This window comes from Pseudomonas sp. B28(2017) (genome assembly GCF_002113025.1).
In the GTDB taxonomy this organism is placed as follows: Bacteria; Pseudomonadota; Gammaproteobacteria; order Pseudomonadales; family Pseudomonadaceae; genus Aquipseudomonas.
Genome location: NZ_NEJH01000013.1, coordinates 55,234 through 71,280, shown reverse-complemented (window position 1 = coordinate 71,280; position 16,047 = coordinate 55,234). Strand labels below are relative to the sequence as shown.

The 16,047-nt window shown below is 63.9% G+C and carries 3 protein-coding genes; all 3 read left to right on the top strand.

From position 1 onward, the window contains the following. Positions 1-40: 40 nt before the first annotated feature. The 3 genes from CAF65_RS24275 to CAF65_RS24265 are packed head-to-tail and all read left to right on the top strand — an operon-like array spanning position 41 to position 16,010. Positions 41-1,099 carry a TauD/TfdA family dioxygenase gene (locus tag CAF65_RS24275; RefSeq protein WP_085718550.1) on the top strand — a complete coding sequence of 353 codons (1,059 nt, stop codon included), beginning with the start codon at positions 41-43 and terminating at the stop codon, positions 1,097-1,099. Positions 1,100-1,110: 11 nt separating this feature from the next. Continuing rightward, on the top strand, positions 1,111-4,209 hold the full coding sequence (locus CAF65_RS24270) for an amino acid adenylation domain-containing protein (RefSeq protein ID WP_085718549.1): 3,099 nt from the start codon (positions 1,111-1,113) through the stop codon (positions 4,207-4,209). Next, positions 4,206-16,010, top strand: coding sequence for a non-ribosomal peptide synthetase (locus CAF65_RS24265; protein ID WP_085718548.1), 11,805 nt, complete (start codon positions 4,206-4,208; stop codon positions 16,008-16,010). The genes CAF65_RS24270 and CAF65_RS24265 overlap by 4 nt, the downstream gene beginning before the upstream one ends. Positions 16,011-16,047 lie beyond the last annotated feature (37 nt).

Genomic DNA, 16,047 nt, shown 5'->3' with positions numbered 1-16,047 from the left:
CGCCCTTGAGCGCTGTCGTCATCATTTTCTGGAGGGGTTTATGACCGTTTCAACGACCAAGTCCATGCCCAAGATGGGTCGTGGTGCCCGCAAAAGCCTGTCCACCGATCCGACGCGGCTGGTGAGTTTTGCGCCGATGTTCGAAGGCCACAGCATGCCGCTGGTGTGCCGTCCGGCCGTGTCCGGCGTGAGCCTGGTGGAATGGGCGGTCCAGAATCGCGCGCTGATCGAAAGCAAGCTGCTGGAACACGCGGTGATGCTGTTCCGTGGCTTCCAGGTGGCCGATATCGGCGAGTTCAACCGCTGCGTCGATGCGATTTCCGGCGGTGCCCTGGAGTACCTGTTCCGCGCCTCGCCACGGACCCAGATCACTGGCCAGTTCAAGATCTACAGCTCCACCGATTACCCGGCGCCGGAGAAAATCTTCCCGCACAACGAACATTCGTATTCACCGGTGTTCCCGCGTCACCTGTATTTCTTCTGCGACACGCCGTCGACCACCGGCGGTGAAACGCCATTCGGCGATACCCGCCGGGTCCTTGCGCGAATCGACCCTGCGGTACGTGAAGAGTTTGCCCGTAAACGCATCATGTACGTGCGCAACTACGGCGACGGCATGGGCTTGCCGTGGCAGACCGTGTTCCAGAGCGAGGATCGCGCCGAGGTCGAGGCTTACTGCGCCAGAATCGGCATCCAGGCCGAGTGGAAATCCGGTAACCGCCTGCGCACCCGGCAGAACGGTCCGGCGATCGTGCGCCATCCACTGACCGGCGAGCGCATCTGGTTCAACCACGGCACCTTCTTCAATGCACTGACCCTGCCGGACAGCATTCGCGACAACCTGCTGCGTGAATTCGGCCCGCAAGACCTGCCGCAAAACACCTTTTTCGGCGACGGCTCGCCGATTCCCGACGAGGTGATTCGCCACCTGCAAGGCATCTACCGCGACGTGATGGTCGAGTTCGCCTGGGAGAAGGGCGATGTGGTCCTGCTCGACAACATCCTCAGCGTGCATGCGCGCAACGAATTCACCGGCTACAGAAAAATCCTCACGGCCATGGCCATCGCGCAGAAAAGCGCCGACCTGGATCAGGAATAAGGACACCCGACATGAACACCACCGCCCTCGAACCCTCGGTAGACGTATTCCAGACTTCGGCCCAGCAGGCCTTTTATTTGCGAACACAGGAGCTGGGCGCACGGCCGCTGTTCGCCACACTGACGTTGCCGGTCGCCAGGCCAGTGGAGGCTCAGGCGTTGCAAACGGCACTGGAAACACTGGGCCGGCGCCATGAAATCCTGCGCACGGTGTACCGCCGCTTGCCGGGCATGAGGTGGCCGGTGCAAAGCCTGTGCGATGAATTACCGGTTGCACTGCCGGGCATCCAGCCTTCGGTGGTCGAGGCCTTGAGCAGCAGCCGCGAAGCAATGCTTGAAGATGCGAGTCGAGCGCTGGTGGTGGCGCAGGTCGAGGGTGAAACCGGGCAGCATTTCGTCACCCTGCTGGCCCCGGCCAGCAGCTTCGACGAGGTCTCGTTGCGAGTGCTGTCGGCCGAACTGGCCAGCCTGTTGCGCGGCGAAACCCTGGCCGACGACCAGGATGCGCTGCAATACCTGGACTACAGCGCATGGCAGGAAGAGTTGCGCGAGGAAGACATCGGCCACCAGGGCGCGGCGTTCTGGCGCAACCTGCATCAGCAGTTCGCCGTGGCCCATCGCTTGCCGTTCGAAAAAACCGTCGAGGTTTCCCTGACCCGCCGTCTGGCCATACACACCGACGCCAGTTGGTTCGCCGAGGTGCAACGGCTGGCGGCTGACCTGAAAGTCGAGGCGCAGCAAGTGGTGTTGCTGCTATGGAGTGCATTTGTCGCCCGCATCGGCCAACAGGAAAAAGGCCTGATGGGCTGGCATGTGGACGGTCGCAACGAGCAAACCGCCACCACCCTTGGCCGTTTCGCCCGGCGTTTGCCGGTGGCATTCGAGCATCGCAGCCAGCAGACTCTGGCACAAGCAATGGCAGCCTTTGCCGCCAGCGTCGAGCAGTCGTTGTCGTGGCTCGATTGCCTCAACGAGTTCGAACTGAGCGCTGAAGGCTCCGCGCCATTGCGTTACGGCTTCGTCTATCAGGCCGCCATTGAAAGCGCTATCGAGGTGGACGACGGCAACCCTGAAGTCTTGCGCCTGCGAGTGCAGGGCGATCAGTTGCAGTTGTCGTGTCTTGACGGTGCGCTGCCGGAGTCGATGCTGGCCGAATGGCTGGAGCAGTTTGTCGAGTTCAGCCGCCAGCTGCTGGCATCACCTGAACTGACCCTGGGTCAGGCTGACCTGGTGAGTGCTGCGCAACGAACCCGATTGATCGATGGCTTCAATCTGAACGCCACCGGGCAGGCATTGCCGTGCCGCTTCCTGCACGAGTTGTTCAGCGAGCAGGCGCGGTTGCATCCGCAACGCATTGCCCTGAGCGTCAACGGCCAGCGCCTGACTTATGCCGAACTGGACGCACGCTCCAACCAGGTGGCCAATGCCTTGCGCGCCCAAGGTGTGGCGCCGGACCAGGTCGTGGCGGTCTATGGCCAGCGCTCGCTGGAAATCGTCATTGCGCTGTTGGGCACGCTCAAGGCCGGTGCTGCGTACTTGCCGCTGGACCCGAACTACCCGATCGAGCGTCTGGCCTTCATGCTGGCCGATACCGGGGCATGCCATGTGCTGGCCTGCCAAGCGCTGCCGGATGCATTGGGTCGTGAGCAGACCATTTCACTGATGCCGGGGGCCGAGGTCTGGTCTGCCGCGCAATCCCTGCCTGAGCCACAAGGCGACAGCGCCAATCTGGCCTACGTCATCTACACATCCGGCTCCACCGGCAAACCCAAGGGCGTGATGATCAGCCATGCCAACGCCGTGGCCTCGACCCTGGCGCGTAACGCTTTCTATCGCCAGCCGCTGCGCGGGTTCCTGATGCTCTCGTCGTTCTCCTTCGACAGTTCGGTGGCCGGGGTTTTCTGGGCGCTGGGGCAGGGCGCGACCCTGTGCCTGCCGGACGAAGACAGCTACAAGGATCCGGCCAGACTGGCGGTGCTGATCCGGCAGGAAGAGGTTTCCCACTACCTGACCTTGCCGTCCTATCACGCGCAGATTCTCGAACACCTCGAGCGCCACGCCCTGGCCTGTGTGATTGTCGCCGGCGAAGCCTGCAGCAATACACTGCTGCAGCGACATCGCGAGGCATTACCGGAGGTGGCGCTGGTCAACGAATACGGCCCGACCGAAGGTACCGTGTGGTGTTCGGCCTGGGAGTTACCGCTCGGCCAGGACGACGACAGCATCCCGATTGGCCAGCCGATTGCCGGCATGCGCATCCATGTGCTCGGCCCGGACCTGCAACCGGTGGCCGTGGGTGTCGAAGGCGAGCTGTATGTCGGTGGTGCCGGTATTGCCCGGGGCTATCTGCAGCGAGCCCCGCTGACAGCCGAACGCTTTGTCCCCGACCTGTTCGCGAAGGCGGCGGGCCAGCGTCTGTACCGCACCGGTGACCTGGCGCGCTATCGCGCCGATGGCGTGCTGGAGTATCTGGGACGGGTCGACCATCAAGTGAAAATCCGCGGCTTCCGCATCGAACTGGGCGAAATCGAGTCGGCCATGCGCAGCTCGCCAGGTATCGAGGATGCCGCCGTGATTGCCCGGGAAACCCCGACCGGCCCGCAACTGCTGGGCTTCGCGGTGTCCCCGGCCGACACCGCCGATATCCGCCTCAACGAGTTGCGCAGCCACCTGGCCGAGGCGCTGCCCGAGCACATGCAGCCGGCGCGCTTGCAGGTGCTGGAGCGTTTCCCGCTGATGCCCAACGGCAAACTCAATCGTCAGGCCTTGCTCGATCTCGATGTGCGCCGCAGTGCCTTCGTCGCGCCGCGCAACGAACTGGAAAAAAGCCTCGCGGTGATCTGGGCCGAAGCGCTGCACGTCGAGCGCGTCGGCGTGCACGACAGCTTCTTCGAACTCGGCGGGCACTCGCTGTTGGCCACGCGCATTCGTGCGCGGATTCAGGAAGAACTGAACCTGGCGATCCCGCTCAAGCTGTTTTTCGACGGTGACACCCTGGAACGTCTGGCGGCGCAGATCGAGCAGTTCCGTCAGCAAAGCGAACACCAGGAAAACGATGTAGACGCCCTCGAAGCGTTGTTCGACGAAGTGGATGAGGAACACGCGCAATGAGTGCTGCACCGGACAGAATGATGACCCTGGCCCAGCGATTCTGTGGCTTGAGCGCGGACGCCCGGCGTGCGTTGCAACAAAAGATGCACGCTCAGGGGCTGACCCTTGAGTTGCTGCCGATTCCGCCACGGGACCGCGACATCGACACGCTGCCAGCGTCCTATGCGCAGCAGCGCTTGTGGTTCCTCTGGCAGATGCAGCCCCAGGCCACCGCCTACAACCTGACCGGTGCCTTCCGCCTGAGCGGTGAGCTGAACCGCGATGCACTGGCGCAAACCCTGGTGACACTGGTGCAACGTCATGAAGTGTTGCGCACCACCTTTATCTTCGATGACCGGCAAGTGCTGCAAAAGATTCACCCGCAGATGGACACCTCGCTGGTTGAGGTCACTGCTGCCGACGACATCGAACTGCAACGGCAGATCGGCCTTAACGCCGGGCAGCCGTTCGACCTGCAGCATGGCCCGTTGATGCGTTGCCGCTTGATCCGCCTCGATGCGCAGCAACATGTACTGGTGCTGACCTTGCACCACATTGTCACCGATGGCGGCTCGCTGCCGATCCTGCTGCAGGAATTCACCCAACTCTACGGGCAATTGAGTGCCGGACAGGGTGCGCAACTACCGGAGCTGGCGATTCAATACGCCGATTTTGCCCGTTGGCAGCGCCTGTGGCTGGAGGCGGGCGAGGCTGAGCGCCAGCTTGATTATTGGCGCAGGCAGTTGGGAAGCGAACACCCGCCACTGAACCTGCCGACCGACCGTCGTCGCCCGGCGATCCCGAGTCAGCAGGGTGCCAGCGTCGAGCTGAAAATCACCGCCGCACTGACCGCTCGACTGCGCGAGCTTGCCCGTCGCGAAGGCTGCACCCTGTTCATGGTGCTGATGGCCGCGTTGCAGACGTTGTTGCATCGCTACAGCGGTGAACAGGACATTCGCGTCGGTGTGCCGATTGCCAACCGCACCCGCCAGGACGTGGAAAACCTGCTGGGCTTTTTCGTCAACACCCAGGTGCTGCGCAGCCAGCCCCGGGCCGACCAGCCATTCGTACAATTGCTGGCCGAGATCAAGGCTGCGGCACTCGGCGCGCAGACCCATCAGGACCTGCCGTTCGAGCAACTGGTCGATGGCCTGGGCGTCGAACGCAGCCTGAGCCACACGCCGCTGTTCCAGGTGATGTTCAACCACCAGCGTGACAGCGGCGGGGCGCAACGCTGGGACCTGCCGGAGCTGAGCGTCGAACCGCTGATCTGGGATGAGAAAACCACCAAGTTCGACCTGATGCTCGACACCGTCGAGGGCGACGAGGGCATCCACGCGTCGTTCGTCTACGCCACCGAGCTGTTTGACGCCACAACCATCGAGCGTCTCGGCCGGCACTGGCTGAACCTGTTGCAGGCGATCTGCACTGACAGCACGGTTGCCCTCGCGGACCTGTCCATGCTCGACGCCGCCGAGCAGCAGGCCACCTTGCTCGACTGGAATCGCAGTGCCGAAATCAACGCTACTGAAGTCGCGAACGCCCTGTGTGCCCATCAACTGATCGAAGCCCAGGCCGCCGCGCACCCGCACAACATTGCCGTGACCTGCGACGGCATCACCCTCACGTACGCCGAACTCAACAGCCGCGCCAACCATATCGCCCATCGTCTGCGCGAGCGCGGCGTCGGCCCGGATGTGTTGGTGGGCATCGCCCTGGAGCGTTCGCTGGAGATGATCGTCAGCCTGGTGGCGATCCTCAAGGCCGGTGGCGCCTATGTGCCGCTGGACCCGCAATACCCGCAGGATCGCCTGGCCTGGATGCTCGCCGACAGCGGCACGCGCCTGTTGTTGACCGATTCGGCATTGATGCCGCGCCTGCCATTGAACCAGGGCATTGAAGTGATCTGCCTCGATCACGCCAGCGACTGGCTGTTCGAGGCCAGCGCCGACAACTTGCCGAACCTCACCGCTCCAGCGAACCTGGCCTATGTCATCTACACCTCCGGTTCCACCGGCAAACCCAAAGGCACGCTGCTGCCCCACAGCAACCTGACGCGTCTGTTCAGCGCCACCGAGCACTGGTTCGGTTTCAACGCGGACGACGTCTGGAGCCTGTTCCATTCCTATGCCTTCGACTTTTCCGTCTGGGAAATCTTTGGAGCGTTGTTCTATGGCGGCAAGCTGGTGGTGGTGCCGCACGCGGTCAGCCGCTCCCCGGAAGACTTCGCCCGGTTGCTCAGCGAAGAGGGGGTCACGGTACTCAACCAGACCCCTTCGGCCTTCCGCCAGTTGATGCCGTTCGCCTGCGCCAACGCACCAGGCATGGCCCTGCGCTATGTGGTGTTTGGTGGCGAGGCGCTGGATGTGGCCAGCCTGCGTCCGTGGTACGACGCCTTCGACGACCGGCAGCCGTTGCTGATCAATATGTACGGCATCACCGAAACCACGGTGCACGTGACCTGGCGACCGTTGTCCCGCGTCGACCTCGATGGCGCCAATAGCTCGCCGCTGGGGGCGCCGATCGGCGATCTGCGCTGGTACGTGCTCGACCCGCGCCTGAACCCGGTGGCCAAGGGCTGCGTGGGTGAGCTTTACGTCGGCGGCGCCGGCTTGGCCCGGGGTTATCACCAGCGTGCCGAGCTGACCGCCACGCGGTTTGTGCCGGACCTGTTCGCGGCCGAGTCGGGCGCGCGCCTGTATCGAACCGGCGATCTGGCGCGTTACTGCGCCGATGGCAGCATCGAGTACGCCGGGCGTATCGACCATCAGGTGAAGATCCGTGGCTTTCGCATCGAACTGGGGGAAATCCAGGATCGCCTGCAAAGTCATCCGGCCATCGGGCAAGCGTTGGTGTTGGCACCCGAGGTCAATGGCAGCCCGCAACTGGTCGCGTGGTTCACCGCCAGCGGCAAAGACAGCGATCTGCGCCAGTCCCTGCGCGAACATTTGCAGGCCGTTTTGCCGGACTACATGGTGCCGGCGCACCTGATCAAACTCGATCACTGGCCGCTGACCAGCAACGGCAAACTCGATCGCGGTGCATTGCCCAAGCCCGATACGGCGTTGCTGCAGCAGGCTTACACGGCGCCGATGGATGAACTGCAAACCGAGTTGGCGGCGATCTGGCAAGACGTGCTCAAGCTCGAGCGCGTCGGCATCGACGACAACTTCTTCGAACTGGGCGGCGACTCGATCATCTCGATCCAGGTGGTCAGCCGCGCCCGTCAGGCCGGGATTCGCATCACCCCGCGCGACCTGTTCCAGCATCAGACCGTGCAGAGCCTGGCAAAGGTCGCGGTGCGCAGCGCCGGGTTGGTCATCGATCAGGGGCCGGTGCGCGGCGAGGTGCTGCTGACGCCGATCCAGCACTGGTTCTTCGAGCAGCCAATCGAGGCTCGCCATTACTGGAACCAGTCGGTATTGCTGGAACTACGCGAGCCACTGGACAGCAGCTGTCTGCAGCAAGCGCTGGCGGCGTTGCTGGAGCATCACGATGCGTTGCGTTTGCGTTTTCATCAGGTCAACGGCGTGTGGTATCAGGCGCAAGCCGAACAATGGAGCAGCGCTGAGGTGCTGTGGCAGCGTCAGGCGGCAAATGCCGATGAGCTGCTTGAACTGTGCAACGCCGCACAAGCCAGCCTGAATCTGCAGGACGGTCCGCTGTTGCGTGCCTTGCTGGTGGACATGGGCGCCGCAGGCCAGCGCTTGCTGCTGGTGGTGCATCACCTGGCGGTTGACGGCGTGTCCTGGCGTCTGCTGCTTGAAGACCTGCAAACCGCTTACGCTCAAGCACGTCAAGCCGGGCCGTTGCGCCTGCCGGCCAAGACCAGCGCCTATCAGGCCTGGGCGGCGCGTTTGCAACGGCATGCCCGCAGCCCGGAACTGGCGACGCAAGCCGCTTACTGGCAAGCCCAATACCATGACGTCGCTCTGCAACTGCCCGCCGACAACCCCGACGGCAGCCTGGCCAGCCAGCACGCGGTGAGCGTGGAAACGGTGCTCGACAGCACCTTCACCCGCCAACTGCTGCAGGACGCTCCGGCGGCTTACCGCACCCAGGTCAACGACCTGTTGCTGACCGCCCTGGCGCGGGTGCTGGGCCAATGGACCGGTCAATCGTCGACGCTGGTGAAGCTCGAAGGCCACGGCCGCGAAGACCTGTTCGACGACATCGACCTGACCCGCACCCTGGGCTGGTTCACCTCGATTTTCCCGGTGAAGCTCACCCCGGCCGACGATCTGGCCGGCAGCATCAAAGCCGTCAAGGAGCAGCTGCGCGCCGTGCCCGACAAAGGCATCGGCTTCGGCATCCTGCGTTATCTGGCCGACGCCGGCCTTGAGGATCTGCCGTCACCCCAGGTCACCTTCAACTACATGGGCCAGTTCGATGCCAGCTTCGACGAGCAGGCGCCATGGCGCCCAGCCCGGGAAAGCGGTGGCGCCGAGCAGGGCGCGTCGGCCGGGCTGGACCGGGGCCTGAGCATCAACGGCCAGGTGTATGCCGGGCAACTGCACCTGAGCTGGACTTTCAGCGGTGAGGTGTTCAAACCGCAAACGGTGCAGCGCCTGGCCGATGGCTACGCCACCGAACTGCAACAGCTGATCGAACATTGCCTCAGCGGCGCCGGCGGGTTGACCCCGAGCGATGTACCGCTGGTATGCGTCGATCAGGCGCAACTGGATGCCTTGCCGCTGGCGGCGGGGCAGATCGAAGACATCCTGCCGTTGTCGCCGATGCAGCAAGGCATGTTGTTCCACAGCCTGTTCGCCCCGGATGCCGGTGCCTACGTCCCGCAGATGTGCGTGGATGTGCAGGGGCTGGACGTCGAGGCATTCCGTAATGCCTGGCAGCAGACGCTGGAGCGCCATGAAGTGCTGCGCGCGGCGTTCTTCAGCGAGAGCAATGGCTCGCGACCGCTGCAAGTGATCCTGGCCGATGCCACGCTGCCGCTGACCGTGCTCGACTGGCGCGACAAAACGCGCCTGCATCAGGCACTGGATCAATTGGCGGATGAAGATCGTCAGCGCGGTTTCGACCTGACGGCAGCACCATTGCTGCGCCTGACCCTGGTACAAACTGCCAGCGATACTTATCACCTGATCTTCACCAACCACCACATCCTGCTGGACGGCTGGAGCACTTCGCAGTTGTTTGGTGAAGTGCTGCAACGCTACTCCGGAATCATGCCCGCGCCGAGTGTTGGCGGTTATCGCGATTACATGACTTGGCTGGGCACTCGCGACCGCGCCGCGTGCGAAGCGTTCTGGCTGGAGCAATTACAGTTGTTCACCGAGCCGACGCGACTGGCCGGCGCCTTGCCGGGGCCGGTTGCAGGGCAGGGGGCTCATCGCACCCTGCACCTGAGCCTGGACCGCGCAGCCACCGAGCGCCTGAGCGGGTTTGCCCGGCAGGCCCGCGTCACGCCCAACACCCTGCTGCAAGCGGCGTGGCTGTTGCTGTTGCAGCGCTACACCGGGCAGCAAACGGTGGCGTTCGGTGCCACGGTGTCGGGGCGTCCGAGCGAATTGCAAGGCATCGAGCAGCAGATCGGGCTGTTCATCAACACCTTGCCGGTGATCGCCACACCGCACCCTGAGCGCACCGTCAGTCAATGGATCGATGAAGTCCAGGTGCTCAACCTGCGGTTGCGCGAAGTCGAATACACACCGCTGGCGGATGTGCAGCGCTGGGCCGGTCACTCCGGCGAGGCGCTGTTCGACACCCTGCTGGTGTTCGAAAACTATCCGGTGGCGCAAGCGCTGGAGCAGGGCAACAGTAGCGCGTTGAAATTCTCCGGGATCAGTCATCACGACCAGACCAGTTTTCCCTTGGCGATTGCCGCTGAGATGGGCGACTGCCTGGACCTGCGTTTCAACTACGACACGGCGCTGTTCAACGCCGAGACCATCGAAGGTCTGAGCACACGCCTGCTGGCCTTGCTCGATGCCATGGTCAGTGCGCCGCAACAACCATTGGGGCGCTTGAGCCTGCTCGACGCCGCACAAACGGCGCAGCAGGTCGAAGGTTTCAACCGCACTGCGCGGACCTGGTCCGATGTGCGCCCGGTCTACCAATGCTTCGAAGCCCAGGTACTGCAAACCCCCGAGGCCCCGGCCTTGGTGTTTGCCGGCCAGACCTTGAGTTATCGCGAACTCAACCAACGGGCCAACCGCCTGGCGCACCTGCTGCGCAGCCAGGGCGTGGGCGCCGAGGTGTTGGTGGGGATCGCCGCCGAGCGTTCGCTGGAACTGGTCATCGGTCTGCTGGCAATCATGAAGGCTGGTGGCGCTTACGTGCCGCTGGACCCTGACTACCCGCGCGAACGGCTGGAGCATATGTTCGACGACAGCGGCGTGCACTTGCTGTTGACCCAGCGTCATCTGCTTGCGCAGTTGCCGATTCCGGCCGCCACCACGGCGATCTGTCTCGACGACATGGGCGGATTGCTCGATGGCCTGAGCGAAGAAAACCTGTCCTGCGTGGTCGAGCTGCAATCGCTGGCCTACATGATCTACACCTCCGGCTCCACGGGGAAACCCAAGGGCGCGGCCAATCGTCACGATGCCTTGTACAACCGTCTGGCGTGGATGCAGGGCGCCTATCCGCTGGACGGACGCGACACCGTGTTGCAGAAAACCCCGTTCAGTTTCGACGTATCGGTCTGGGAGTTTTTCTGGCCATTGATGACCGGCGCACGCCTGGCCGTGGCCGAACCGGGTGCCCATCGCGATCCGGCGCAACTGGTCAGCCTGATCGAGCAGTACCGCGTCAGCACCCTGCATTTCGTGCCGTCGATGTTACAGGCGTTTGTCCAGGGCGAAGGCTTCGAACGGTGCGCCAGCCTGCGCCAGATCCTGTGCAGCGGCGAAGCGTTGTCGGCGGATTTGCAGCACAGCCTGTTGCGCGTGTTGCCGACCGTTGGCCTGTACAACCTGTATGGCCCGACCGAAGCGGCCATCGACGTGACCCATTGGACCTGTGTCGACGATGGCGGCATCAGCGTGCCGATCGGCCAGCCGATTGCCAACCTGGTGACCTACATCCTCGACGACAGCCTGCAGCCGCAAGTACAAGGTTGTGTGGGTGAGCTGTACCTGGGCGGCATAGGCCTGGCTCGCGGTTATCACAACCGTCCGGACCTGACCGCCGAGCGCTTCGTCGCCAGCCCGTTTGGCGAGCAGGGTGAGCGCCTGTACCGCACCGGCGACCTGGCGCGATACCGCAGAGACGGCGTGATCGAATACGTTGGGCGCATCGACCATCAAGTGAAGATCCGCGGCTTGCGCATCGAGCTGGGGGAAATCGAAGCCTGCCTGCTGGAGCATCCGTCGGTGCGCGAAGCGGTGGTGATCGCCCTTGATGTCGGTAAATCCAGACAGTTGGTGGCTTACGTCGTAGGTGATGTCGCCATCGAACCACTCAAACAACATCTGCGTAAGGCGCTGCCTGAACACATGCAGCCGAGCCATGTGCTGCTGCTCGATCAGCTTCCGGTCACACCCAACGGCAAGCTCGACCGCCGCGCGCTGCCACAGCCGGACCAGCAAGTGCGCGAGTACGTGGCGCCGCGCAATGCCATGGAATCGACGTTGCAAGCAGTGTGGCAGGCATTGTTCGAAGTGCCGCAGGTGGGCATGCATGACAACTTCTTTGAACTGGGCGGCGATTCCATCGTCTCGATCCAGGCCGTCAGCCGAGCGCGCAAGGCCGGTTTGAGCATTTCTCCCAAGGACCTGTTCAGCCATCCGACCCTGGCCGAACTGGCGACGGTGGCCCGGCCCGTCGCAGTGCAAGCGTCTGTGCCGGCGACGCTTGCACCGGCAGCGAAGATCGAGCTGAACCCGGCGCAATACGTGGCACTGGCATTGAACGCCGACGAGATCGAAGACGTCTATCCGCTGTCGCCCATGCAGCAGGGCATGCTGTTCCACTCGGTGCAGGACGGTGATTCGGGGCTCTACGTCAACCAGATCGAAGTGGGCGTGCGTGGCGTTGATGGCCCGCGCTTTCGCGAAGCCTGGGCCGAGGCCGCCCGGCGTCACGCAATTCTGCGTACCGCATTCCTCTGGGAAGGCGACAAGGAGCCGCTGCAAGTGGTGCGGCGCGATGCGCCTTCGCTGCTGACCGAAATGGACTGGCGCGGGCTGGATGATCAGCCTGAGCGCGTCCGCCAACTGGCCCTGGAGGAACGCGAACGCGGCTTCTCGCTGAACCGTGCACCGTTGTTGCGCCTGTTGCTGGTGCGTCTGGAGGATGATCGCTATCGCCTGATCTGGACCTACCACCACATCCTCATGGACGGCTGGAGCGTGTCGCGCCTGATCGGTGAAGTGCTGCGCCATTACCGTGGCGATGAGCACGAGCCGGTGGCTGCCTATCGCGACTACATCGACTGGCTCGGCCAGCAAACCGCCGAGGCCAGCGAGGCGTTCTGGAAAGGCAAGCTCGACAACCTGCAAGGCGCCACGCATCTGGCCCGCGCCTTACCGGTCAAGGCGCCGCAAGCGGGTTACCACGCGATCCATACGCACCTGAGTGCCGAGCAGACCGCAGGTTTGCAGGCCTTTGCCCAGCAACAGCAGGTGACGCTCAACACCCTGGTGCAAGCTGCGTGGCTGTTGCTGTTGCAGCGCTACACCGGCCAGCGCACGGTGACGTTCGGCGCCACTGTGTCCGGGCGTCCGGAAACCCTCAACGGCTCGGAGAGCATGCTCGGGTTGTTCATCAACACCTTGCCGGTGATCAACACGGTGCCGACCGACATGAACGTCGGTGACTGGCTGCGCGAGATCCAGGCCTGCAACCTCGACATCCGCGACTTCCAGCAAACCCCGCTCAGCGATATCCAGCGCTGGGCCGGGCAGGGCGGGCAGGCGTTGTTCGACAGCATCATCGTGTTCGAAAACCAGCCGGTGGACCGTACCCTGCGCGAATGGAGCGGCGACTCGCTGCGCTTCGAAGACGTCAGCGACTTCGGCCTGACCAGCTTTGCCATGGACCTGATGGTCAGCCTCGACGAGGGGCTGCGCATCGAGTACATGCACCAGCGCGATCAGTTCGATCTGGCAACCGTCGAAACCCTGCGCAGCCACATGGAAAGCCTGATGCAGCGCTTGTGCGACGACGCCGGACGCGCTGTCGGTGAGCTGGGCCTGTTGACCCTGGACGAAGGCCGGGCGCTGGACGGCGAACGGCCGGTGGTGGCCGACGGTGACGAGACGCCGGTGCACGAGCTGATCCGTCAGCGGGCGCGCCGGCAACCGGATCACACGGCGCTGGTCCTGAGCCATGCCGACCGCGATGCCGAACACTTGAGCTACGCCGAGCTGGACCGGCGCTCCGATGCTTTGGCGGTGTATCTGCTGGAGCAAGGCGTGCAGGCCGAAGACGTGATCGGCGTGTTCATGGAGCGTTCGCTGGAACTGGTGGTGTCGCTGTTGGCGGTGATGAAGTGCGCTGCCGCCTACCTGCCGCTGGACCCGCAATACCCGCAGGAACGCCTGCGCTACATGATGGCCAACAGCGACATGCGCTTGCTGCTGACCCAGGAGCGGCTGCGCGATTCGGCGCAGCTTGATCCCGGCACGGTCATGGTCGCGGTGGACGGCCTGGACCTCGACATCGCCGTGCCGACGCCGCAATGCGCCGTGCACGCCGAGCAACTGGCCTACCTGATCTACACCTCCGGTTCGACCGGCAAACCAAAAAGCGTCGCCGTGGCCCACGGGCCTTTGAGCATGCACGTGCAAGCCATCGCCGAGTTGTACGAGATGGACCCGGACAATCGCGAACTGCATTTCATGTCGTTCGCCTTCGATGGCGCCCACGAACGCTGGATCACCGCGCTGATCAGCGGCTCGACGCTGGTGATCCGCGACAATACGTTGTGGACCGCCGAGCAGACCCTGACGGTGCTGCACCGTCAGCGCATCAGCGTCGCCTGCTTCCCGCCGGCGTACCTGCTGCAACTGGCCGAGCACGCCGAGTTGCAGGGCGGTGATCCGCCGCCGGTACGCATCTATTGCTTCGGTGGCGATGCGGTGCCGGACGCGACGTTCGAGCGGGTCAAACACAGGCTCAAGCCGCAATATCTGGTCAATGGCTACGGGCCGACGGAAACCGTGGTCACGCCGCTGCTATGGAAAATCGCCGCCGACGGCCATTGCCAGGCGATGTACGCGCCGATTGGTCAACGCGTCGGCAGCCGCAGCCTGCATGTGCTGGACATGGACCTCAACCCGCTGCCGGTGGGCATGGTCGGTGAGCTGTACATTGGCGGACGGGGTGTCGCGCGCGGCTACCATCGTCACCCGTGGCAGAGCGCCGAGCGCTTCGTCGCCGATCCTTTCAGCACCGAAGGCGGGCGCCTGTACCGCACTGGCGACCTGGTGCGCCGCCGCGAGGATGGCGTGTTCGATTACGTCGGGCGCATCGACCATCAGGTCAAGGTGCGCGGCTTTCGCATCGAGCTGGGCGAAATCGAAGCCCGCTTGCGCGAGCAGGCCGGGGTCAACGATGCGCTGGCGGTGGTGCGTGACAACGGGCAGGGGTCGCAACTGGTGGGCTATGTGGTGGCGGCGCAAGACGATGGCCTTGGCCCGCGTTGCCAGGCGGCATTGCGCGAGAGCCTGCCCGACTACATGGTGCCCACTCAGGTCGTGGTGCTGCCGCGTTTCCCGCTGACCCCCAATGGCAAGCTCGACCGCAAGGCCTTGCCGGATCCGGCCTTCAGCGGTCGCGACTACGTGGCACCGCGCACGCCACTGGAATGGGCGCTGGCGGACATCTGGCAACAGGTGCTGGGCATCGAGAAGGTCGGCATCACCGACAACTTCTTCGAGCTGGGTGGCGATTCGCTGCGCACCCTCAAGGTGATCTCGAAAGTGCGTGCCCTGAATGAGCCGGGCTTCCAGTTGAAATTGCGCGACATGATGGCCAAACCGACGATTGCCGGGCTGTCCGGTGTCGATGAGCAGCCGCTGCGGCAGCGCCCGCAACCGCTGTTGCTGCTCAATCAGGTGGTGGATGATCAGCCGGCACTGTTCTGCCTGCACGCCGGTTTCGGCACGGTGTTCGATTACGAGCCATTGGCCCGGCGCCTGGAGGGCGAGCGCACGGTGTACGGCGTGCAATGCCGGATGCTGCTCGATCGGCAGTGGCACGACACCTCGCTTGCGCAGATGGCCGCCGACTACGTCGAGGCGATTCGAGCCAGGCAACCTCAGGGGCCGTACCACGTGCTGGGCTGGTCGCTGGGCGGGGCGTTGGCGTTGCTGGTGAGTGACCTGTTCGAACAGCAAGGCCAGCGTGTGGCATTCGTCGGCCTGGTGGACAGTTTTGTACCGACCCAGGCCAATGCCGTCGCCAGCCCGGATGAGTGGCGTGTGGATCTGGCCGGGTTCCTCGGCGCAACGTTGGGCATGGATGGCGAGGTGATTGACCGGGCGTTGAGTAGTGAATCGGCGGGAGACCACGACGCGGTGGCGCGGATCATTCGCGCGGTGATCGACAGCGAAAGCGATCAGGCCAGCGGGTACGCGCTGCTCGGTGCCGATGAATTGGCCCAGACGTTCATGGTCAGCACGCGCTTGAAGGCGCTGTCGCGGCAGGTCGAGACCTTGCCGATTCCTCAGGCCGAGCTGCATTGCTGGTGGGCCGATGGCAACCCGACGGCCGAACGTGCGACCCTGGAGCGTCAGCAACCACGGCTGCGCAAGGTGCAGACGGTGTCAGCCGGTCACTTCGACATACTGCAACAGGACGAATGCCTGGGCGCTGTGGTGGCGCTGCTTGGCCGGGAGGAGGTGCCGCTGCTCTAGGGCTTGCCCGCGACAACAACAGGCTCGCCCTAATGAA